Consider the following 22,247-nt stretch of genomic DNA (forward strand, 5'->3'; position numbering starts at 1 on the left):
ATTTTAAAGAAGGAATTCCCTACCTCATATGCATATTCAGTTTACTTTTCTTACAACAAAAATAGTACCAAAAACCTATTCTTCCTGCACTACTTATATTTAAAACGGTAACATCAGAAGGAGTATGAAACAAATAGTTAACGTAAGTCGTCTTGAGCGATGTTGTATGCGAGGTAATCCTTTTGCCACTAAAAATCCAGATGAATACTTAATTCACAGTGGTCCGCGAAGACGACAGCCAAGAACCATGGTCCAATTTTAAGGTGTTTTTTTTAAGATCATTTCAAGCGGTATATGATCTATAAGGTTCCTACCATAATGTACGATTTCAATATGCTTCGAACGGTCGATCAAAAAATCTGCCGGTATTTGATGAAATTTTCCTTCCACCCTACCTCCCAACGAAAAGCCGGCCGCTTTTGCGTCAATCATACTCCTGATGCCCTTAAAATCAATGGTTCGAAACAGCTTCGACCACGATGCGTGAACATGGTATAGGCGATACAATTCCAGCTCCGGTTCGGCAATAATGGAAAAATGTAATTTATGGTGTTGATAAGCCGATTGCAAGAGGCTCCCTTTACTACTTTGAAAAATCGCGATCAGATGGATATCCAACTCTCGAAAACGGTCCTTTTCCTTTTGAAGTTCTGCAATCCGTAAATTGCAAAGTGCACACTCGGCATATCTGAAAAACGTGAGTAATATTTTTTCATGTTTTAAGCTGTGAAGATGTACTTCTTCTCCATGGATATCGTATCGTATAAAATTTGGCGCATGATCACCTTTTTGTAACGGCATCTTTTTTTTTGTAAAGTTGCACCAATCCAAAAGATGTTTTTTTGATTGAAATCAAGAAATGTCTTTTCTGACCCTACTCAAAGTTTCTTGTGCCATATTCAAATAGGACGAAATCATCTTTAGCGGTATGGCATTTACCAAATGACCACTTCTCCCCAAAAAAACACGATAGCGCTCTTTAGGCGTTAATGTCGTCAACTCGATTTGACGCTTTAAATGCCCGGCCAATGTGTTTTCCAATAAATTTCTATACCATTTTCCTACTTCTAGGTCTTTATCCAAAAGCATTTGTAATTTGTCTTTTCGGAGTTGAAGAACCGTACAATCCGTCACCGCTATCAAGGCGTTCTTTGCTGGAGTCCCCATGGCAAAAGAAACGAATTCGGTCACCAGCGAGCCTTGGTATCCAAAACCCAACACCACATCTTTTTTTTCCCCTTCCACTATAACGGCAATGCAACCCGAGCAAATGAAATATAAAAACGTTTTTTGTTGATCTACCTTGAGCAAATAGTCATTTTTTTTGATCTTACGTGGAGTACTCCAATCAAAACAAAGCCGTTCGGTCGCTTTTTGGCTCAATCCATTTTCAATCAAAAAAGCTTCTAGTATCTCCTTCATTTAAAAAAATTGATCATGTAATGCTGCGTTCGTTATCATACCGATTGCCCATTTTTATCCATAATTTGAATGATAGACTTGAACGTTTATAAAAACGGGCAACCGCTACCGTTGTTTCGGATTACTTAATTTTAAGAGTTGTTCCTTATTTCGACTTCTCCTTAGTTTTCCGTTCTCCGTGAGCAGCAACTCTGAAAAATAAAAAATTGCTTTTGGGGTTTCGTATTTGTTCAACGAGGGTATCATCTGTATTTTTTGCAGCAAATCAGGAGATGTTTCTTCTCCTTCCAAAACAAGTACCACCTTTTCACCTAATGCGGCATCGGGAACCCCGGCTACCATAAACCGACCGGAAATGTACGGTCTCAATTTTCCTTCGATCTGCTCCGGGTTCAATTTAACTCCTCCTGAATTGATTATAAAATCAAAACGTCCCAACCATTCGAACGTTTTCGTCGAAAGTAGTTCCACCACGTCATTGGTTACTACCTTTTCATCTGCTATGCCAGGAGCATCGATTACCAAACATTCCCTATCGTCCGTTGCAAATGAGACGTTTGGCAATGCCCTAAAGGGACATGGTGTTGTCGTATCCGTTTTCGGGATTTCCCTTGCCGCTACGTGGGTAATGGTCTCCGTCATACCGTAGGTTTCAAAAACACGGGTCTTTTTGGTGCGTACTTGGTCCTTAATGGTATCCGAAAGCGGAGCCCCACCGACCAGGAGTGTCCCGATGCGGTCTATAGCGGCAATGGCATTTCCCAACTGCAAGGGCACCATTGCCGAAAAGTCATAAGTGTTACGGTTTTCGTGTAGGGGGTTTGAAGAAGGGGCAACGCAATCGATTTCCAAGCCCGATACCATTGCCCTAACGAGCATCATTTTTCCGGCAATAAAACTTGCGGGCAAACACAACAATGCACGCTGTCCCGAACACAATCCAAAATATTCTGCCGTCGCCAGTGCTGATCGTACCATTTTTTCTTTCTGTAATTCGATCTGCTTTGCGTTGCCGGTACTTCCCGATGTTTGAACAGTAATGGTGTCGCGCCTGTCCAACCAATCCATCAAGAAATCTCCAATGGCAACTTCAAAATCAGCGCCCTCTTTAATAAAACTATATGCAACTTCCTGCAGTGCTTCCTTATTAAAAGAAACACCATTAAGTTTAAAGGCTGGATGTATGGTGTTATGCATTGCGCAGGTTTTCATTGTCGGAATGAAACGCTTCTTTTGTCGGTACCGTTCCTGCGAGTCGTTCTTTCCATTCCGTCCAACCGTATTTTTTTGAAAAAATGATCAATAATATCGGATAGATAATCAAAACGGGGACAAAGATATCCCAGCCCAAAGTAGGATCGGAAACATCCAAGTAAATAGAATCGGTTTGAAAAGCGGTCCAATCCGCAGTCATTAATAACGCACCGATCAAATTGTTGGCGGCATGAAACCCTAACGCCAATTCCAAACCGCGGTCCATTAAGGTTATAATTCCCAAGAAAAAACCGGTACCAATGTAATATACCATGATACCATAACCCAATTTTTCCACTTCGGGGTTGCCTATGTGCATGATTCCGAACAATACGGAGGTGACCACCAATGGCACCCATCTATTTTTTGCCATGATTCCGATACCCTGCATCATATGTCCTCGAAAAAGATACTCCTCAAAACTGGTTTGTAATGGAATCAACAGTATTCCGATCAACGCCAAAAGCAAAAATGGTCCCAACTTAAAATTAAAAACATAGGACTCCGGTGAAAAATAAACAGATACCACCGTTAAAACGACCGTAACGCCGCCCCATAAAAGGAATGCAAAAGCGACCCGTTTCCAATCGATTACGGTACGGGAAGTGGTCAACGAAGTTATCGATTGTTGGTGTACGAACTTGGTCCATACCAAAACGAAGAACAACCCAATTGCCATGGGAAAAAGCATGGTAACCAACACTGCATGGGAACCAATGGCATCTATCATTATTTGTATACTGTCCTCGACCGAAACGGGCGATAACATAATGGAAATATAATTGAGAACCATTAAGCCAATAAAGCCTAAGGGCAATATCGCGTATTTCCATAAACCGATATTCCCTTTGTATCCCTGTGCTATATACATAAATTTGATATTATATTTTTCTCCCATTGCCGCGATTTTCGATACCATATCGCCCCGTCCGTTACTTCGAGTGGACTCTCAAAATTATTCGTGTATAGGCTTCCGGTACCCAAACCCTGCGGCAGTTTATTTTTTAGCGTATAGGTCCACTGCGCAATGGCACTTAAACCAACATTGCTTTCCAAGGCGCTGGTCACCCACCACGAAATTCCATGTTTTTCAACCAATTCGATCCATTCCAGACTTCCCTTGAATCCACCGACAAGACTTGGTTTTAGAATGATATACTGTGGTCGTATACGGCGGAGCAAGCTTTCTTTTTCGGTAATGGAAAATATCCCTATCAGTTCCTCGTCCAAGGCGATTGGTAAGGGCGTTTCTTTACACAGTAATTTCATTTTATCAAACTGCCCTTGCTTTATTGGCTGTTCTATGGAATGAATGTCCAACTTTGAAAGCCTTTCCAACTTGTGAATCGCATCTTCGGGAGTAAAAGCCCCATTGGCATCGACCCGTAATTCGATTTCAGCGGCACCATATTTACTGCGTATCCCCTCTAACAATCCATACTCCGTTTCAAAGTCGATTGCGCCTATTTTCATTTTAATACAACCAAACCCCTCGGCAATCTTTTGTTGTATCTGATCGTGCATAAAACGTTCTTTTCCCATCCACACCAAACCATTTATGGATATTGGGCTTTCCTTTTCGGTAAAATCCGAGGGAAAGAGCAGGAACGGGTCCTTCGCCGAAAGGGAAAGGAAAAGCTGTTCTACCCCGAACTGTATGCTGGGGAATTCGGAAAGTTGTTCCCATAACCAATCTTTACCTTCTTGGATATGGTCGCATACCCATTGTAATTTGGCTTCATATTCAGGAACATCGTCAACACTCAGCCCTTTTAGCAACCCACATTCCCCTATACCGGAGCGATCATTGTCCCTAACGATCAAAAACCAGGTTTCCTTTTGACGCAGAATTCCACGGGACGTTCCACTAGGGGTTTTAAAGTCGAGAATGTACTTTTTGTAACAAGCTTTCATAGGCATTTCAAATTTAACTATATTTCATCTGTTTATATTTATTGTTTTTTAATGGTCAGATGTAATTCGCCAATAATCATTTCGGTTGGTATCAAGAATTCTTATGGCTCATTTCATACCATTTTAACCTTCAAATGGTATTAGAGCTAAATTAGCGGTATGAAAACGATTCACGGAAAAACCATTTGGATAACAGGGGCCTCCTCCGGTATTGGAGCTGCATTGGCCCAAGAACTGGGAGCAATGGACTGTACTTTGGTACTTTCCGCAAGAAACGAAGCGGCCTTATACCGCGTGCGCCAAGCTTGCGCAAGACCGGAGAAAGTACATGTCGTTCCTATGGACCTTTCCGATTTTGATGGTATGATCGCCCTTACCGATTCGGTATTGGCTTTAGTGGGTTCGGTGGATGTTTTGGTGAACAATGCAGGATTGAGCCAACGCTCCTTGCTCATCGATACCAAATTTGAGGTATTCAAAACCTTGATGGACATCAACTACCTTGGCACCGTGGCTTTGACCAAGGCGCTGTTACCGCATTTTGTACGCCAAGGCGGAGGATATTTTGTTACGGTATCGAGTCTAATGGGCAAATTCGGTTCGCCTTACCGCTCCGGTTATTGTGCTGCAAAGCATGCCCTGCACGGTTTTTTTGATGTATTGCGGATGGAACATGAAAAAGATGGTATTCAGGTAAGCATCGTCTGTCCCGGTTTCGTGCAGACCAAGGTTGCCCAAAATGCCCTTACGGAAACGGGTACCGCCCAATCGAAAGATGATTCTGCTACGGCGAACGGATTACCCGTTTCCGTTTTTGTAAAGAAAATGATCCGTGTTATGGAAAAACAGAAGTTTGAAGCCTATATCGGACGAAAAGAAACCATAGGAGTATACCTAAAACGCTTTTTTCCCAAGCGCTTACACCGTACTGTGCTAAAAAGTAAGGTGAGATAATCGAATCTAAGAAAAATTGAACCAAAAACGCACGCCCTCGGCATTGTTATCGACGTTTAATTTGGTCTGTAACTGGTTGGCCAGCCGATTCATAAGCCGTATACCCATTGAAGAGTTGGTGCGCTCCTCTGAATCATCGGGAAGCCCTACCCCATTATCAGTATACTCGAAAAAGCCTTCTTTAATCCCTATTTTTCTTAAATGAATATAAATTTTCCCATTCTCATCATCAGTAGGAAACGCATATTTAAAGGAATTGGAAACCAGCTCGTTCAAAATAAGCCCAAAAGGGATGGCACGATCGATATCGAGTTCTACACCCTCGGCATCAACGGTAATATTAATGTTATGTCCCCCTTTTTTGTATACCGATTGTACGCTATTGATCAAACTTTCGATATACCCCTGCATTTCAATTACGGAAAGGTCTTCGTTCTGATATAACTTTTGATGGATCAGTGCCATCGCTTTCACCCTGCTTTTACCTTCCTCCAAGGCTTCGATCGCCGCTTTACTACGGGTATTTTTGGTTTGCAGGCTCAATAGGCTGGAAACCATTTGCAAATTGTTCTTTACCCTGTGGTGGATTTCTTTCAGTAGCGAATCTTTTTCTACCAAAGAATTTTCGATAATGTGTTTTTGTTCCGCGATCAAACGCTGATTTTTAATACTCCTTAGGTAAGCATATACCAGACCGGCCAAGGCTAAAAGCGTGAGCACCAAAAGGATAAAGGTAGTATCGTTCTGCTCATCCAGTGCGATCATGTCACTTCTCTGCCGTTCCATTTCGAGCCGCTGTTGCTCGATCATAAAACGGTCGTTGTTTTTATCTTCACCTACAATGGTCTCCAATTGTTGTCTGCGCAGTTGCGACTCTTTGGTCTTTAAAGAATCGGAAATCCGGTTGTTTCTTTTCAAATACGCTATGGAATTCTGGTAGTCTCCCGTTTTGTCGTAATAATTGGCATACAGCTGATTTTTTTTGATGATGTTTTCCGGCTTTACCGGAGTAAAATCACTACTCAAATAATCGGTCGCTTTTTTAAAGTTTCCGGTCTGAAGATAACATTCGGCAATGGCAAGATTGTTTTCTACCAAATCGGAAGAAAACTTCCCCGCATTAAATTCATCGATTATCGAAATGCTTTTTTCCAGACGCTCCAAAGCAAGTTTGTACTCCCCCTGTTGTACCAAGGATTTACCGATGTTGCCCTCGATTATTCCTTTTAGAAGGTTTGCTTCGGTCAACTGTCTTGCACTTCTCGTTTCGGTGACCTCGTTTAAAAACAAATCTATGAAGGCTCCCGCTTTATTGTATTGGGAGATGGCCGTAGGGGACTTGTCCAGGCGGAGAAAATCACCTACGTTATTGTAAAAGATCGATTGCTCATAATAATCCGTTTCATCAACTTTCTTTTTTTCCTCTAAAAAATAGTCTTCCCGAGCTTTTTGGTAAAAACCCAAATTGGCATAAATGTCATAAAAAGAAATGTTTTCGGTCAATCCAAGTACGCGTTTTTCTTTTCTGACATCTATTTGTTCCGCGTAAAATTCGAGCTTTCCGTAGTTGAGGTCCATTAAATCCAACAACAACGCTTTTCTATAGAGGTCCAGCTCATCGATCTCTTTATGCAAATCTTTGGAAATCGCGATACTACGATAGTAATCCCCTAAATCGTGATAGACCTGTGATTGCATCAACAGGTAGTCCAAAATAACGGTAGAGTCCTTTTGCTTGTTCGCTTGCTGTAGGTAAAGGTTGATTTGATCCAACCAATCATAGGCGGAGTTTTCACGATAACGATTCGGTTCTCCAAAGAAAAAATTCAGTCTGCTCTGTGATTCTTGGTCCTTCTTAAAGGTCTCAAAAAGGTTATCATTGGAGATGGCCGTTTCTTGGCCAAAACTTTTTTGAGGTACCCAAAAAACCAAAAAAAGGAAAAGTACTATTAGTTGGTTGGTAGTTCTGTTCATATTGGTTACTGTGCAATAACTTGGGGTTATTTAAACACGTTGAAAACGGACTATTACTAAGGTTTCTTTCAGTGCATCCCAAAAATATCTTTTTTGTGTAATTGGGAATGAACATTGTTGTGTAACCGCTTATTTATGTTGTCAACCAAGACTTTAGTATAAACGTCTTTAAGAACACACCCAAAATGGCGGGAACGCTCTTTCGAAACCGGCAATACGCTACCGTTTTTTACGATACCATTAAAATAGCAAGATATTCCCAGATAACTACCGTTTTAAACTAAAAAGAGTCCTGATTTTTATTCAGGACTCCTTTACGAGAACACTATATGAAAATGAAAAAATTTTAGACGCTTGTTTTGTTATTTCTACATAGTAAAAGTAAGCTACCGGGGCCTTTTTATAAAATACTTGTTGTGAAACGGCCAAATATTGTGGTGAGCGCGGTTTTTGGCACTATTAAAACAAAAAATCCCGCTTGGAGCGGGATTTAATCGGTATTGACAAAGGAGAGATCCTAAGAATTCATAGAAGAAATAATGAACTCCTTGAACTCCTTTGAAATCGGAATCAAGTTATTGTTGATCATGATATCTTTTGAGTTTATCGCATCAATATGATCGACATTGACGATATACGACTTATGCGCCCTATAAAATTTGTTCTTTGGAAGTTTTTCCAGGTAATCCTTTAACGGAGAACGAACGAGAAACTTTTTATCCACTGTATTCACTTCTAAGTATACGTTATCGGCCTTAATGAACTGAATATCGCCAAACTGAATACGGTAGTATAAGTGTTGTTTCTTTACAAAAATCGAGTCTTTCAATACGGAATTGGAAATGGCTACATCCTCCTCTTGCAAATTATTGGCTGGAGCTTCACCGTTTTTGTCGGAACGAATAAAATTCGATAAGGCAATTTCTATAGAGGTATAAAGGTCCTGTTGCTCAAAAGGCTTCACTAAATAACCGTTCGGTTTAACCGTTTTGGCATTTTCCACGGTTGCCCTGTCGGAGTTGGAGGTAACGAATATAAAGGGAATGTCGTAGTGCTCACGAATATGTTTTCCCAAATCGATTCCCGTTTTATCCGATGCCAATATAATATCTATCAATACCAAATCGACCTGTTGGGTCTTCAGTACTTCTACCGCCTGTTCATAGACTATTACGTTATCAACAATCTCATAGCCGATTTCCTCCAGCATGGATTGCATGTCATCCGCAATAATGACATTATCCTCAACGATGAGTATTCTAATGGGTTGTTCCAAGATAGGTAGGGTTTTTAGGTGGTTAGTAAAATTACAAAAATTTATTATAAGTAATGTAGGTCAGCACGGCCAAAAGAAATGTGCTAAGGGCCAACTTTTTAAGCTCGGGGTCCATGGCCACCGGCTCCTTTATATTCAATACGGTCCAAAAATGGTAGGCTATCGGAACAAACGCCAACAGCGGTAGACTGTTTACAACGGTTTTTGCAAAGGTTCCTACGAACACGAGCACCGCTACAAATGCCATGACCAGCAACGCATAATGGTAACGTTTGCCATTTGAAAACCCTATTTTCACTACTAAAGTGTGCTTATTTGCCTTTTTATCGGATCGGTAGTCCCTTAAATTGTTCAGATTTAAAACGCCGGCACTAAGCGCCCCGATGGCAATTGCCGGCAACACGGGCGTAAACCTCAATTGCTTGGTATACAGGAAAAAAGAACCGATGACCGCGAGCAGGCCAAAAAACAAAAACACGAAAAGATCACCAAATCCCTGATAACCATAGGCCGACTTTCCTACCGTGTAGCGGATGGCTGCCCATATGCTAAGCCCGCCCAGAATCAAAAAAACCAGCGGAAGTACGAGGTGTTCCGTACCGAATGCCCGATACACCAAAACAATCACCAGTACAACACTGATAAACGCCGTAAGTGCGATTCCCCTTTTTAACTCCAAGGGGCTCAAAAGTCCGCTCTGCAATGCGCGCTTGGGTCCGATCCTATCATCATTATCGGTTCCCTTCATACCATCACCGTAATCATTCGCGAAGTTCGATATTACTTGAAAAGCTATGGTCGTCAATAATGCTAAAATAAAAATTAATATATCGCTATAACCGTAAAAGTTGGCGATAGCGGTACCCATGATTACCCCACTGAGCGATAACGGTAAGGTCCGTAGTCTGGCCGCATTTAACCAAGCACGTATTTTCAAAACTAAAAAGGGTCTTCTATTTGCACCCTTTTACCATCTTGGTACGATGCTACGAACGCGTCCTGAAAACCTAGATCGACAAGTTGTTTGCGAAACGACTGCGCCTCTTCCAAGGTTTCAAAATTCCCAAGGGAATACGAATAAAACGGATTGGTCTTTACGAACATGGTATTGGTGAGTGCTTCCGAGGCCAAGGTCATATTGTTTTCCACAAAGGACTTTACCTGAACGGAATAGATTTTTTCCTTCTCCAAAAATTCCTTTGCCAAATAAAATTCCTTTACCAGGCTCAATTCCTCGTTCTGGACCTTTAAATTATTTATCCTGGACTTTACCGCATCCAAACTATCTATGGACACCAAGTAATGATTTTGTGTCTCATAATTTTTTGAAGTACTCAAGCCGGCCGTAAAGGAAGTTATGGCCAATGTCCCGACAAGAAAGAGCGCCGTAATACCGGCCAACACGTTGCGTTGCATCTTGCTCCTTCGCAGTTCTTTGTTCTTGAACTTTATTTGATCCAGAAGTCGCTCGTTTATAATTTGAGCCTTGTCAATGTCCTTGTGCAATTCCAGTAAATCGCTTTCTTCTATAAAAGGCATGTACAGTGAGTTTTAGAGGGAACCTATATGTTAAAGTTAATTAAAACTATAGTAGGCACACAATAAATGCCGACCATTTGTTGCAAAAATAGAATTTTTAGTGGTAAAGGGATAAAAAACCGATGTTAAAGTAATATACTTCACTGATATACATTATTTTAAGCTTTACTTTTCCAGAGTACGAATACCGTCCTCCCCTAAGGTTATTTTCTTTTCCTTATATAAAGTACCGATTCCTTTTTTAAACATTTTCTTGCTCATCTCAAAAGTTGCGGCAATCGTTTTGGGGTCTGATTTGTCGTGGAAAGGCAAAAACCCACCATGATCTACCAGCATGCGATAGATTTTTTCTGCGGCCGGCTCCAACGCCTTGTTGCCGATCGGTTGTAGCGTTACATCTATTTTACCATCGGGCCTGATGTTTTTAACATAGCCCTTTTTGCTATTCCCTACCCCTATCCGTTGAAAAACATCACTTAAAAAAACGAGCCCCTTGTGCCTGTCATTTATAATGACCTCCCACCCCAGCTCTGTGCGGCGCGACACAAGAAGGTCTACTTCTTGACCGACGGATACCGAAATTTCTTCTTTTTGTAAAAAGCGGTCTATTTTATTGGAGGCCACCAAACGAAACGATTGCTCGTCCAAATAGCAGTATACTACATACCATTGACCCTCTTTCATGGCGTCACGCTGTTCGCGAAAGGGAACCAATAAATGTTTTTCCAGCCCCCAGTCCATAAACGCCCCGATCTTGTTGACTTCCGCTACCTGTAAAAACCCAAATGCATTACGTTTAACAAACGGCTCCAGACTGGTCGCTACGGGACGTTCCTCGTGGTCCAAATAACAGAACACCTTGAGCATATCGCCTATTTCGTACGTTTTTGGAACATATTTGTTGGGCAACAGTATTTCTACCCCGGTATCGCTTGTCAAAAAAAGCCCTACACTGGTATCCCTATCAATTTTAAGGGTATTATAATTTCCAAGTTCGATCATACTGTAAAAATAACCATTAGAAAACGGTGGCATAACTACCTACCGGAAAATGCCGTTCCGATTAAAACCGCACAAACAAAAAAAGCCACTCGAGTTGAGTGGCCAATACTGATAAGACGGTATTTTATTTGTCGTATACCGACGCTTTTTTAAAATGCTTGCAAAGCATATAATAAATTACCGCACGGTGTTTGTTTCTGTTTGAGGATCCATACTTTTCAACAACGCTCTTGATAGCGGCCATAAGTTCCGGGCTATCCTTCAAACCTAATTTTTTGATAAGATAATTGTTTTTTACCGTTTCCAACTCTTTGTCATCGGAACCGGAAACCTTGGAAGCATCCAAGTTATAGATAGCAGGTCCTAGACCAACGGTTACCTTGGTCAAAAGATCCATATCGGGAGTCTCGCCCAACTTATCTTTCACGTCTGCTGCATACACTTTGATCAAATCATCTCTTTTACTCATAATTACTTGTTTATAATAATGTTAATGGTTTATAAAAACCGAAGATATAAAATCGAAGTATGTGAGCAAAATTTTATCATTCAATAATCTTGGTGTACTTATCTCGAGCAATTTAGGGGCCTTACCTTGTTCAAAAAAGGATTTCAAGGCCTTTACAAGGCTTTCCTCATCGGCAACCCCGATATGTTCGAAACCAAACATTTCACAGAGATTGCCGGCAGTTAAGTTGTGTTTCGTCTCAAAAAAATGTTCAAAATTTTCGCTTTGCTCCTTTCCGGGGAGAATTCTAAAAATACCGCCCCCACTGTTGTTGAACAGCACTATTCTGAAGTCATCACGAATGTACTCGTTCCAAAGTCCGTTACTGTCATAAAAGAAACTGAGGTCCCCGGTAAGGAATACGGTCGGTGAACTATGATATAAGGCCGCGCCTATGGCCGTAGAGGTGCTGCCGTCGATACCACTGGTTCCCCTATTACAAAAAACGGTTAGCGAAGGGTCCAATGCGAACAACTGCGCATAACGCACGGTGGAACTGTTGGCCAATTGCAACTGATATCCCTCGGGAATGGCTTTTAAAATCTGTCCAAAAGCGAGCATGTCGCTAAAGGGGATTTGTTTTAAGTAACTGTCCCGTCGCATTTCGAAGCCTTTTCGAATCGAATTCCAAAACGGAAAATAATCGCTTTGGACCGGTTTTGTGTACTTCAAGAATGTGTCGAAAAACAGATTCGGGGTAATTTTAAAATGCTGGGAAAGACTAAAAAAGGTGTCGTACGCTTTTATAGGGTCGATATGCCAATGCTCCTCGGGGCGGTGTCCCCGTAAAAAGGCCTTTATTTTTTTGGAAACGATCAAGCCGCCAAAGGTGAGCAGTATTTTTGGGCGTAAACGCGAAAACCATTCTTCGGTGCCCTCGATTTTTTCCAAAGGCGCCAGTAAACTATCGATACTTGGGAAGAAATTAGGATGATGAAGGTTCGAAGTCGTTTCGGTAAGTACCAGTACCGATGGATCGTTCGCCCAAGTATTTAAACACTCTTGCGAAATTGTATCCGGGTAGTTGACCCCGACCAATATCAACTTTCGGTCGGTAGCGTTCCATCGCTCGGCATATTCGCGAAGTTTATCCTTTGTTATGCGAGGTGCGGCATCCGGTAAGGGATGACCATCTACCACAACGGAAGGCGTTTGTACTTTATCGTATAACGGCTCTTCAAAAGGAACATTTATATGTACCGGAAGTTGGGACGACATGGCAACATGCAGCGCATTGTTCAGCGCTTGGTCGTTTTTGCGCTGAACCGTTGTTTGCAGCACATCGATAGCATCCCCTTCCAACCAATCCGGAACATAAGTCTTTAACCTATCGGTGGCATGGATCACATCTTGTTGCAAATGTGTGGAATATCCGATGTGTCTTAGGAAAACATCATCCTGTCGTATGGTCTGTCCATCACCGACATCTATTTTATAGGGAGGTCTGTCTGCAGAAATGACCACCAATGGAATTTGACTGTAAAACGCCTCCGCTATAGCCGGATAGTAGTTCAGCAGGGCACTTCCCGAGGTACAACAAATGACGACCGGTTCTCTGGTCTGCTGTGCGATACCCAACGCAAAAAACGCGGCACATCGTTCATCGACGATACTAAAACAGCTAAAAAAAGGATTTTCAGAGAACCCAATGGTCAGCGGGGCATTGCGGGAACCTGGAGAGATTACGATATTTTTGATGCCCCTTTCCTTACAATGTTGGACAATGGTCTGGGCCGAAGGAATACTGGGATATATCATTGGCACAAAAATACAAAGCAATACGCTTGCTACCCAATGCAAAACATAAAACTATTTGCCCAAAAGCACCCTGAGCATGGTCTTGCTTTTATGCACGGTTTCCTCCCACTCCTTTTCCGCATCGGAGGCTGCGGTTATCCCTCCTCCCACATATATATACATATGATCGTCATGCCACTGCATACATCGAAGGTTTACGAACAGCTCCGTACGGGAGCGTATTCCATCATATGCTTTTAATTCGGTATTTCTTCGCTTTGCAACAGCGGGCCGGGACAGTCTTTCCTTGATGTTCAATTCGCCCAAAAATCCGGTATAAAAACTGCGTGGATAATACTCATTGTCCAAAATGAAGGTCTTTGCCCCTGAAACGGGCAAACCGCAGACCGCGGGTGTCGGATGAAGCGCGGTGATGAAACTTTTCAGGTCGGTCTGCATCTGGCCTTCAATTTTGGTACGCAAATGCCATAGCGCTCCCGCCCTAAAATTGGCCGCTGGGGAAACACGTAAAGCCTTGGCCTTATCCTTTAGGACATTTTTGATGTATTCGGTGACCAAACGCTGCTCCTTTTTTTCCTTATCCCCCCATTTTGGTAGCGTACCCGCTATGAAAGGAAGCGTTCCAGCAAGTGACATGGTGGTGAACCGTTTGTTTTCCGTACGAATAAGAATTTCTGGTGTCGCCCCCAACCAACAGCCGACTTCGGGATGAAACCACAGATAACAATACGCTCCACTATAGGTGTGCAACAAGGTTCGGAAAAGCTGTATCGCCGTTTTTGTATTCGGCACCCGTAAACGTCGGGAGAGTACCACCTTTTCAAGTTCCGAATCCCCAATTCGTTGAACGCCCTTGTTGACCAATTTTATATGGGCTTTACGATTTTCATCGGTTTGGACAAAGGAACCGGTTTCATCGCCATGAAGGTTTTGTACTTCCCCAAAAATACCCGAGAGTATCCTATCGCCCTTTAACAAAAGTGAGGGTTCCTGCTCGTCAAAAGGTGCAAAAACAAATCCGGTCTCGGTAAAGTCATTCACATGATGGAGTGCATCATTTTCCTGCAAAAATACCTTAACAGTCTGTTTGCCCGGCTTTCTAAAAGCGACAAAAGGAAGATTCCCATCCATTTGGGCGATAACTGCACCTATGACATCCAAGAGCATACTATTTTTTTGGAAGAGACATGGTGGTCAGCTTACAGGACGAAATCAAATTATTTTCGGAGTCCGTTATTTTGATATCCCATAATTGAGTGGTGCGCCCTTTGTGTACGATTGTCGCACGGGCAAATACCTCGCCCGATCGGATGCTTTTAACGTGATTGGCCGCAATTTCGATACCTCGAACAAAAAAATTCTGTCCATCCAAGAAAATATAGGAAGCCGTACTTCCGATACTTTCGGCCAGAGCTACGGAGGCCCCTCCGTGCAACACACCATCGGGTTGATGTACTTTTGAATTTACGGGCATTTTACCAACCAAATAATTCTCGCCGACATCGATATACTCTATCTGAAGCGTTTCCATCAAGGTGTTTTTGGTCGCCTCGTTGCAGACCTTCAGTATTTTCTGTTTTACATCTTCCATTCCTCGGTTTTTTACAAAATTAGACAATGAACGCGTCTTCAGTTCCTCTTTTGTCCGTAATTTTCTTATTTCGATAGAATTGCCGCAAATCGACGCTGTGATAATCCTTAGAATAGGCAAAATACCTTATGGGTATTGGAAAATGCTCAAGGCAGTTGCCAAGCACCTCTTAAAACCTATAGAAAGCTAGGATTTACAGGAAGACGACAACTTCGCTGATAATCCTTATTTTTTATGTAACGGAATGAACAGGAACCTTAGTTGGTTCAAAGTCATAAAAAAACCTATATTTGTTTTATTTTAACGAACGTTCAATAAAATGCCGACAATAAAAACCTCTAAAGAACAAGTATTGCAAAGCGTTATCGAAACGATACGGCAAAAAGGTATTGCGAACAGTAGCATGAGCGACCTTGCAAAGCAATGCAATATTCAAAAGTCCCACTTCTATTATTATTTTGAGAACAAAGAGGCGCTGATACAGGAAGTTCTTGCCATGGTCAACAGTTACATGACCTATAACATGAACAAGGTGGTCGACAATCCAGAATTGGACATCGGACAAAAACTATCCGGTATCCGCCTGCTGATCCATAAACTGTTTCTCGACAATGACGGAGGTTGCGTTATGGCCAACACCGCATTGGAATCGGCCCATTCGAACCCCAAGTATTTTGAGGAGATCCGTTCCTTTTTTCAAAACTTTATTACCGGCCTGGAGCGACTTTTACAGGACAGCCATTCTCAAGAAAAGTCACGCTATTTGGCCGAACAGATCGTTCAGGACATTGAAGGGGGCATTCTTTTGATGCGGGTATACCGGAATCCCAAGTATCTTCAAAATGCCATTACGCGTATGTCCAACATTATCTTACCCTGAATGCAAATTATTTATACCCTTTTAAAGAAACCTTTTTTCGCGAAGTATATGGTCACTTGGCGCAACCCTTTGTCGGAGAAACAGCTTCAGGAATGGGAGTCTATTTCGTTTTCAAGCCGTTCCGGCGTATCTGTGAAAGGGCTTTTCGCGGAAAGCCGTACGACGGTTTTAAAGGGAATTATCGTAATGGGACATCCTATGGGAAAAGAGGCCAAAGCCTACTTTTTAAAAAATGGATATACGGATGTGCTCCGCAATCATGGATATCATGTACTGTTGTTCGACCTGAACGGTTTTGGGGAAAGCCCTGTAGGGAACTTTGATTATTTTGAAGATGTTATCGCTGCAGGGAAAGAAGCAAAAAAAAGATATCCCGATCTGCCGATCGGATACCACGGTATTTCTATGGGCGGACAGTTTGCGACCATTGCATTTGCAGAAGAACAGGTATTCGATTTTGCTATAATAGAGAGTGCCGCCAACACCCTTGAAGATTTTTGGATCCACTACCCTATCGCCTACTACGCGCTGCGCTGTATTTACTTTTTTATGCCCAAGTATCGGAAACGGATCAAAATGATCGACCGGATCAAGGAAGCGAAAGGGCTTAAAAAATTGCTTTTGATCTATCTTGAAAATGATGCCGTTATCCGTAACGATGCCGGCCCAAAATTTAAGGATGCCGCTTCCGTTCCCAGTGAATTGGTCATTTTTAAAGGGGCCAAACACGCCCAAATACTAAAATCCGAACACCGTGAAGCTTATTTCAAGCTCTTATTGGATTTTTTTGATACGCAAACTGTTAAAAAATGAATAAAGAAACCGTTATTACCTCCGATGGGTTCCCCATCACCGCACATATGTTCAAAGCTAAAAATGCCTCTGGCAATACTGTTGTCATCTCGGGCGGCGTAGGGTTGCCCCAACGTTTTTTCTTCAAATTTGCCAAATGGCTCTCGGAGCAAGGTTGCCGAGTGTATACCTTCGATTATCGCGGTATCGCCTTTTCCAAAAAAGGGGCAATTGCCAAACTGGAAGCTTCCTACAAGGAATGGGCACAGCAAGATTTTAAGGCGGTTACCGAACATGCAAAGAACGCATGTCCAGAAAACAACATGTTGCATATCGGCCATAGTTTTGGTGGCAATAGTTTGGGCCTTGGGGATGCATATTTGCACTACGATCGTTTTTTGACCGTGGCCTCCCAGTTTGGATACTTCCGGAACTTTCCTGGAAAAATGCAACTGGTTATTTTGGTCGGTTTCGGTTTTTTAATGCCCGTATTGACCATGGTGATGGGCTACTTCCCCAGTCCTTGGTTCGGGCTTGGCGAAGCTTTACCAAAACAAGTGGCCCGCGATTGGGGTATCATGCTACTGCGAAAACGCTCCATGCTGGACTTGGCGAAACGGTACGGAGAAAATTACTATCCTAAAATTGAAGGGCCTATGTTAATGCTCAGTATTGATGATGATACCTTCGCCCCAAAAAAATCGGTCGACGTACTCGCCAATGAGGTTTATAGGAACGCCAAGGTAGAACGGATGCATTTAGTCCCAAAAACCTTTGGACTTTCTAAAATTGGCCACAACGATTTTTTTAGACAACGGCATCAAGAGCAGCTTTGGCCCATTGTTACAAACTGGTTCAATCTTGAAAAATCATGAACGACGCGTACCTAAGAACGACCTATTTTATAGACCATGATCAAACGGAACTTCAGGACCGTGCGAACGACATCGTTTCCGGCCAAGTTTCCGATACTAAAAAGTGTATCGCCCTGTTCAATCATGTGCGGGATCATTACCCCTATGACCCCTACCATTTGGACCTACGTCCACAAACGCTCCGGGCAAGCAACCTTCTAAATCGAAAGCGGGCGTATTGTATAGAAAAAGCGATTCTTTTGTGTGCCCTGTTAAGAGCGGTGAACATTCCGGCCCGACTGCATTTTGGTAATGTGAAAAATCATATTGCAATGGATAAGATCATAAAGATATTAAATACGGATGTGCTGGTATTCCATGGTTGTACCGAAGTTTTTTTAAACAATCGTTGGTTCAAACTTACCTCCGCTTTCAACAGTGCGCTATGCCATAAATTAGGAGTTCCGGTGTTGGAGTTCGATGGAATAAAGGATGCCGTTTTTCAACAGTTCACCGCCGATGGTGACGTTTTTATGGAGTATTTGGAGGAATATGGTTGTTTTGACGACCTTCCGTACGCCAAAATGCTCAGTAGTTTTAAATCCCATTATCCACATATCGCCATTCCTGAAAATCTTGTTCTTAACCTTGCATAGCCCTGATGAAGCCCAAAAAAAATCAAGTACAATATAATACGGTCAACACCTACTCCACCCTGAACGAATTGACCGACGACACGGAATATGTTTGGATCGTGCTACATGGTATCGGTTATCTTAGCCGGTATTTTTTAAAATACTTTGATGAACTCCCTACGGACGAACATTATGTTATCGCTCCGCAGGCTCCGTCCAAATATTATCTCGACAATACCTATCGCCATGTTGGCGCCAGTTGGCTCACCAAAGAGGAAACCGTACTGGAAACCGGCAACCTCTACGCCTATTTGGATGCTGTTTTGGAAAAAGAGAACATTCCATCTACCAAAAAATTAATTGTTTTTGGATATTCCCAGGGCGTTTCCATTGCAACGCGATGGGTGGCACATCGAAAAATAAAATGTGATAAACTGATACTTTACGCTGGCGGGATACCAAAAGAACTTCAACCGTCCAGTTTTTCATTTTTAATGGAAAACAAGACCGAAATCATCACCGTTGTCGGGAACAAGGACCCTTATTTGACCGAAGAAAGAAGGACGGAAGCCACTGTACAAATCGAACGATTGTTTTTGGGAAAGGCCAAAGCACTAGTTTTTGACGGGGTACATGAGGTCAAAAAAAGCGTGATTCGTCAACTGTTTTGACGTAGGTATCCGGTATTTCCGTGTCTATGCCGATATGTCGCCCTTTCAGTGGTAACAATCCAACTTCTGTATTTTTTAGCCTATTTTTCTTCCGATGTTTCCGCTATGGGATAATAATCGATCGCCCGTGTGGTATAGCTATTTTCAGGTGTGACAATTTGTTTTACCCAATTTTTAGGGTCGGCATCATCAAATTGATATACATATTCCCGTACTTCCTCATTTTCGCCAGTTTTTACGGTTTCCCCCGACAAACATCCATCGGCATCGTAACGATAGTTGGTAGTCCTTTCGGGTGTAAACTGTCCTGCATCGGTATCAAAAATAAAATCCGTTTTTAAGAATACTTGCTCTTTTTCGTTGAAAGTAGTTTCTTGTGCCTTGTGGGGGTCTCCGTTCAGAAATTTTTTGGTGAGTACAATGCGTTCCCGACCTCCGAGCTTGTTTTTGCGTGTTGAGGTACGGATGGATTTTTGAAGTACTCCGTTTAAACGGTAACTGACGGTACTTTCGTTTCTATATTTGGTGTAGCTGACCGTTGTTTCATCAATTCCCTCATCGTTTGTTCGAACGATCTTGGTGAGCCGTCCACTGTCGTCGTGCCAGTATTGGTATTGATCTAAAAAATCCTGATCATATGAAATGATCTTCTCCGTAATCTTAAGTGTTTGTAGCGAATCAAAGGTGTATAAATTGGCGATACTGGTTGCCTTGTCAAAGTTACCGCCCCTATAGTTCTCAAAGCGTTTTTCCGTAAGCCGTCCATTTCCATAGGTATAGTACGTTATGGTGTAGTCGGCTTCGTTATAGCGGGTCACAGATTTGGTCAAGCGCCCCTTGGCATCAAATTTATACTCTTCCTTACCGTAGTCGGTACTGACCAAGCTCTTTTTGACCGCTCCTTTCAAATCGAAATCGGCCGTGGTAAATAGTTTAATTTCTTGCGATCGAAGTGTTACCGTGACAAAGGTGGAGCACAATAACAAGGTTGAAATGTAATTTCTTATCATACCGTAAAATTACTTTTATTCCATTAACCAGAACAAAATTAGTACCAAAGATAAAAGGGACGGTTTGCACCGTCCCTTTTTTATATGAAGAAAACACTATGTTCACGTTACTTTACCTCTTCAAAATCAACGTCTTCAACGTTATCGCCCTCTGCTTCCTCGGATGTACCCGCAGCTGCGTCGGCTTCTGGAGCAGCTCCTCCGGCCTGTTGTGCCTCAGCCTGCGCCTTGTACATTTCTTCGGAAGCTACTTTCCACGCTTCGTTAATTTTATCCAAAGCAGGGGTAATCACGGCCAAGTCTTTGGTTTCGTAAGCTTTTTTGAGTTCTTCCAAAGCAGCTTCTATCGGTTGCTTTTTATCATCGGAAAGCTTATCGCCAAACTCCTTTAACTGCTTTTCGGTCTGGAAAATCATTCCATCGGCCTCGTTCAACTTATCGGCAGTTTCCTTTGCGTTCTTATCCGCTTCGGCATTGGCTTCCGCCTCCGCTTTCATTTTTTGGATTTCCTCTTCGGTCAAACCAGAGGAAGCCTCGATACGGATATCTTGTGACTTATTGGTCGCCTTATCGGTTGCCGAAACTTTAATAATTCCGTTGGCATCGATATCGAAAGTAACTTCAATTTGAGGTGTACCACGCTGTGCCGGTGGAATACCGTCCAAGTGAAAACGCCCTATGGTCTTATTGTCGGCGGCCATTGCCCGCTCACCCTGTAATACATGTATTTCTACCGATGGCTGATTGTCCGCCGCGGTGGAAAACACTTGCGACTTTTTGGTCGGGATAGTGGTGTTGGCCTCGATCAACTTTGTAAAAACGTTGCCCATGGTTTCAATACCCAAGGATAGCGGTGTCACATCCAATAACAATACGTCCTTTACATCACCGGTAAGTACCCCTCCCTGAATGGCTGCACCTACGGCGACCACTTCGTCCGGGTTTACCCCTTTTGAAGGTTTTTTACCGAAAAACTTTTCAACGGCCTCTTGCACTGCAGGTATCCTTGTAGAGCCCCCTACCAAAATGATTTCGTCGATATCGCTTTTGGAAAGTCCTGCCGCTTTTAAGGCGGTCTGACATGGCTCGATGGTACGCTTCACCAAATCTTCGATCAATTGTTCGAATTTTGCTTTGGTAAGGGTACGCACCAAGTGCTTAGGTCCTGTAGCGGTAGCGGTAACATAGGGAAGGTTTATTTCGGTCTGTGCAGAGGAAGACAGTTCGATCTTTGCTTTTTCAGCAGCTTCCCGCAACCGTTGCAGCGCCATGGCATCGTCCCTCAGGTCGATACTTTCATCATTTTTAAATTCCTCGGCCAACCAATCGATAATCTTTTGGTCCACGTCGTCACCACCTAAATGCGTATCCCCATCGGTAGACAGTACTTCAAAAACTCCATCTCCCAATTCCAAAATCGATACATCGTGCGTACCACCACCAAAATCGAATACTACTATTTTTTGGTCTACGGTCTTTTTATCGAGTCCGTACGCCAAAGATGCCGCAGTAGGCTCGTTTATAATCCGTTCTACCGTAAGTCCCGCAATTTCGCCCGCCTCTTTAGTCGCCTGCCGTTGGGCATCGTTAAAATAGGCAGGAACCGTAATTACGGCCCTTGTCACATCTTGTCCCAGGTAATCCTCAGCGGTCTTCTTCATTTTTTGAAGAATCATCGCCGATAATTCTTGAGGGGTATACAAACGTCCATCAATATCTACTCTGGGCGTATCGTTGTCGCCTTTTACCACATTGTAGGGTACCCTTTTTGCTTCCTTATCGGATTCGGAGTACTTATTCCCCATAAATCGTTTAATGGAATATATTGTTTTGCTAGGGTTGGTCACCGCCTGTCTTTTGGCCGGGTCACCAACTTTGATTTCTCCTCCTTCAACAAAAGCGATAACCGATGGAGTGGTCCGCTTTCCTTCTGCATTTGGAATCACCACAGGTTCGTTTCCTTCCATTACCGAAACGCAGGAGTTGGTGGTTCCCAAATCTATACCTATTATTTTACTCATGTTATTTATTTTAAATGTTAGCGCCTCTTTTTTTGCGATTCACTCGTTAAATGACAAACAATATGCCAAGACATGAAAACTGACAGGATGTCATTCCCGGTTATCTTTAGGGTGATTTTTAAAAGAGTATTGGGCCATAACGACGCTACTACCTAACGAAGAAGAATGTCGCAACCGGTTTCGTTCTTATAC

Annotated in this window: 22 protein-coding genes; 6 read left to right on the plus strand and 16 right to left on the minus strand. The window is 42.6% G+C overall.

Going from position 1 to position 22,247, the window contains the following annotated elements; translation table 11 throughout:
• Positions 1-258 precede the first annotated feature (258 nt).
• The 5 genes from ACRD7P_RS11420 to ACRD7P_RS11440 form a co-directional block, all read right to left on the minus strand.
• Entirely contained in the window at positions 259-801 is a 543-nt protein-coding gene (locus ACRD7P_RS11420; RefSeq protein WP_430907744.1) for a peroxiredoxin-like family protein, read from the minus strand.
• 51 nt (positions 802-852) lie between these two features.
• A complete protein-coding gene (locus ACRD7P_RS11425) occupies positions 853-1,422 on the minus strand; it encodes a Crp/Fnr family transcriptional regulator (protein ID WP_430907745.1) in 570 nt (189 codons plus the stop codon).
• Positions 1,423-1,527: 105 nt separating this feature from the next.
• Complete coding sequence (locus tag ACRD7P_RS11430; protein ID WP_430907746.1) at positions 1,528-2,619, minus strand: AMP-binding protein; 1,092 nt, start codon at positions 2,617-2,619, stop codon at positions 1,528-1,530.
• Positions 2,612-3,547, minus strand: coding sequence for a lysostaphin resistance A-like protein (locus ACRD7P_RS11435; RefSeq protein WP_430907747.1), 936 nt, complete (start codon positions 3,545-3,547; stop codon positions 2,612-2,614). The genes ACRD7P_RS11430 and ACRD7P_RS11435 overlap by 8 nt, the downstream gene beginning before the upstream one ends.
• Positions 3,538-4,590: an o-succinylbenzoate synthase gene (locus ACRD7P_RS11440; RefSeq protein ID WP_430907748.1), complete on the minus strand. Its 1,053-nt coding sequence runs from the start codon at positions 4,588-4,590 to the stop codon at positions 3,538-3,540. Before ACRD7P_RS11440 ends, ACRD7P_RS11435 begins: the two co-directional genes overlap by 10 nt.
• Positions 4,591-4,749: 159 nt before the next feature.
• Here ACRD7P_RS11440 and ACRD7P_RS11445 point away from each other — a divergent pair, with 159 nt between their 5' ends.
• Complete coding sequence (locus ACRD7P_RS11445) at positions 4,750-5,544, plus strand: SDR family oxidoreductase (RefSeq protein ID WP_430907749.1); 795 nt, start codon at positions 4,750-4,752, stop codon at positions 5,542-5,544.
• Positions 5,545-5,550: 6 nt separating this feature from the next.
• On the opposite strand, the gene ACRD7P_RS11450 is transcribed toward ACRD7P_RS11445, so the two are convergent.
• The 9 genes from ACRD7P_RS11450 to ACRD7P_RS11490 all read right to left on the minus strand — a co-directional run bounded on the left by ACRD7P_RS11450 (position 5,551) and on the right by ACRD7P_RS11490 (position 15,192).
• Positions 5,551-7,518, minus strand: coding sequence for a tetratricopeptide repeat-containing sensor histidine kinase (locus ACRD7P_RS11450; RefSeq protein ID WP_430907750.1), 1,968 nt, complete (start codon positions 7,516-7,518; stop codon positions 5,551-5,553).
• Between the two features lie 517 nt (positions 7,519-8,035).
• Complete coding sequence (locus ACRD7P_RS11455) at positions 8,036-8,794, minus strand: LytR/AlgR family response regulator transcription factor (RefSeq protein WP_430907751.1); 759 nt, start codon at positions 8,792-8,794, stop codon at positions 8,036-8,038.
• Positions 8,795-8,825: 31 nt separating this feature from the next.
• Positions 8,826-9,731 carry a 1,4-dihydroxy-2-naphthoate octaprenyltransferase gene (gene menA, locus ACRD7P_RS11460; RefSeq protein WP_430907752.1) on the minus strand — a complete coding sequence of 302 codons (906 nt, stop codon included), beginning with the start codon at positions 9,729-9,731 and terminating at the stop codon, positions 8,826-8,828.
• A gap of 2 nt (positions 9,732-9,733) precedes the next feature.
• Positions 9,734-10,333, minus strand: a complete 600-nt coding sequence (locus tag ACRD7P_RS11465; RefSeq protein WP_430907753.1) for an SPOR domain-containing protein — start codon at positions 10,331-10,333, stop codon at positions 9,734-9,736.
• A gap of 165 nt (positions 10,334-10,498) precedes the next feature.
• Positions 10,499-11,335 (minus strand): CvfB family protein, encoded by an 837-nt coding sequence (locus ACRD7P_RS11470; RefSeq protein WP_430907754.1) that lies wholly within the window; start codon positions 11,333-11,335, stop codon positions 10,499-10,501.
• A 124-nt stretch (positions 11,336-11,459) separates the two neighbouring features.
• The gene (locus tag ACRD7P_RS11475; protein ID WP_430907755.1) at positions 11,460-11,804 is read right to left on the minus strand and encodes a DUF2853 family protein; all 345 of its coding nucleotides are present in this window, start codon (positions 11,802-11,804) and stop codon (positions 11,460-11,462) included.
• Between the two features lie 21 nt (positions 11,805-11,825).
• A complete protein-coding gene (gene menD / locus ACRD7P_RS11480) occupies positions 11,826-13,601 on the minus strand; it encodes a 2-succinyl-5-enolpyruvyl-6-hydroxy-3-cyclohexene-1-carboxylic-acid synthase (protein ID WP_430907756.1) in 1,776 nt (591 codons plus the stop codon).
• Positions 13,602-13,652: 51 nt separating this feature from the next.
• Positions 13,653-14,768, minus strand: coding sequence for a chorismate-binding protein (locus ACRD7P_RS11485; protein WP_430907757.1), 1,116 nt, complete (start codon positions 14,766-14,768; stop codon positions 13,653-13,655).
• Position 14,769: 1 nt separating this feature from the next.
• Entirely contained in the window at positions 14,770-15,192 is a 423-nt protein-coding gene (locus tag ACRD7P_RS11490) for a PaaI family thioesterase (protein WP_430907758.1), read from the minus strand.
• Positions 15,193-15,511: 319 nt separating this feature from the next.
• Here ACRD7P_RS11490 and ACRD7P_RS11495 point away from each other — a divergent pair, with 319 nt between their 5' ends.
• Genes ACRD7P_RS11495 through ACRD7P_RS11515 form a run of 5 tightly spaced genes read left to right on the plus strand, consistent with a single transcriptional unit; the run spans position 15,512 to position 19,024 of the window.
• Positions 15,512-16,072, plus strand: a complete 561-nt coding sequence (locus tag ACRD7P_RS11495) for a TetR/AcrR family transcriptional regulator (protein WP_430907759.1) — start codon at positions 15,512-15,514, stop codon at positions 16,070-16,072.
• Positions 16,073-16,885 (plus strand): alpha/beta hydrolase, encoded by an 813-nt coding sequence (locus ACRD7P_RS11500; RefSeq protein WP_430907760.1) that lies wholly within the window; start codon positions 16,073-16,075, stop codon positions 16,883-16,885.
• Complete coding sequence (locus ACRD7P_RS11505) at positions 16,882-17,739, plus strand: alpha/beta hydrolase family protein (RefSeq protein WP_430907761.1); 858 nt, start codon at positions 16,882-16,884, stop codon at positions 17,737-17,739. Before ACRD7P_RS11500 ends, ACRD7P_RS11505 begins: the two co-directional genes overlap by 4 nt.
• Positions 17,736-18,374, plus strand: a complete 639-nt coding sequence (locus tag ACRD7P_RS11510) for a transglutaminase-like domain-containing protein (protein WP_430907762.1) — start codon at positions 17,736-17,738, stop codon at positions 18,372-18,374. The genes ACRD7P_RS11505 and ACRD7P_RS11510 overlap by 4 nt, the downstream gene beginning before the upstream one ends.
• A gap of 5 nt (positions 18,375-18,379) precedes the next feature.
• Positions 18,380-19,024: an alpha/beta hydrolase gene (locus ACRD7P_RS11515; protein ID WP_430907763.1), complete on the plus strand. Its 645-nt coding sequence runs from the start codon at positions 18,380-18,382 to the stop codon at positions 19,022-19,024.
• An 80-nt stretch (positions 19,025-19,104) separates the two neighbouring features.
• Here the strand turns inward: ACRD7P_RS11515 and ACRD7P_RS11520 are convergent, their stop codons facing one another.
• Both ACRD7P_RS11520 and dnaK read right to left on the minus strand, forming a co-directional pair.
• A complete protein-coding gene (locus ACRD7P_RS11520; RefSeq protein WP_430907764.1) occupies positions 19,105-20,034 on the minus strand; it encodes a hypothetical protein in 930 nt (309 codons plus the stop codon).
• A 107-nt stretch (positions 20,035-20,141) separates the two neighbouring features.
• Entirely contained in the window at positions 20,142-22,055 is a 1,914-nt protein-coding gene (dnaK, locus tag ACRD7P_RS11525; protein WP_430907765.1) for a molecular chaperone DnaK, read from the minus strand.
• Positions 22,056-22,247: the final 192 nt, after the last annotated feature.

This window comes from Maribacter sp. 2-571, assembly GCF_050589625.1.
Lineage (GTDB): Bacteria > Bacteroidota > Bacteroidia > Flavobacteriales > Flavobacteriaceae > Pelagihabitans.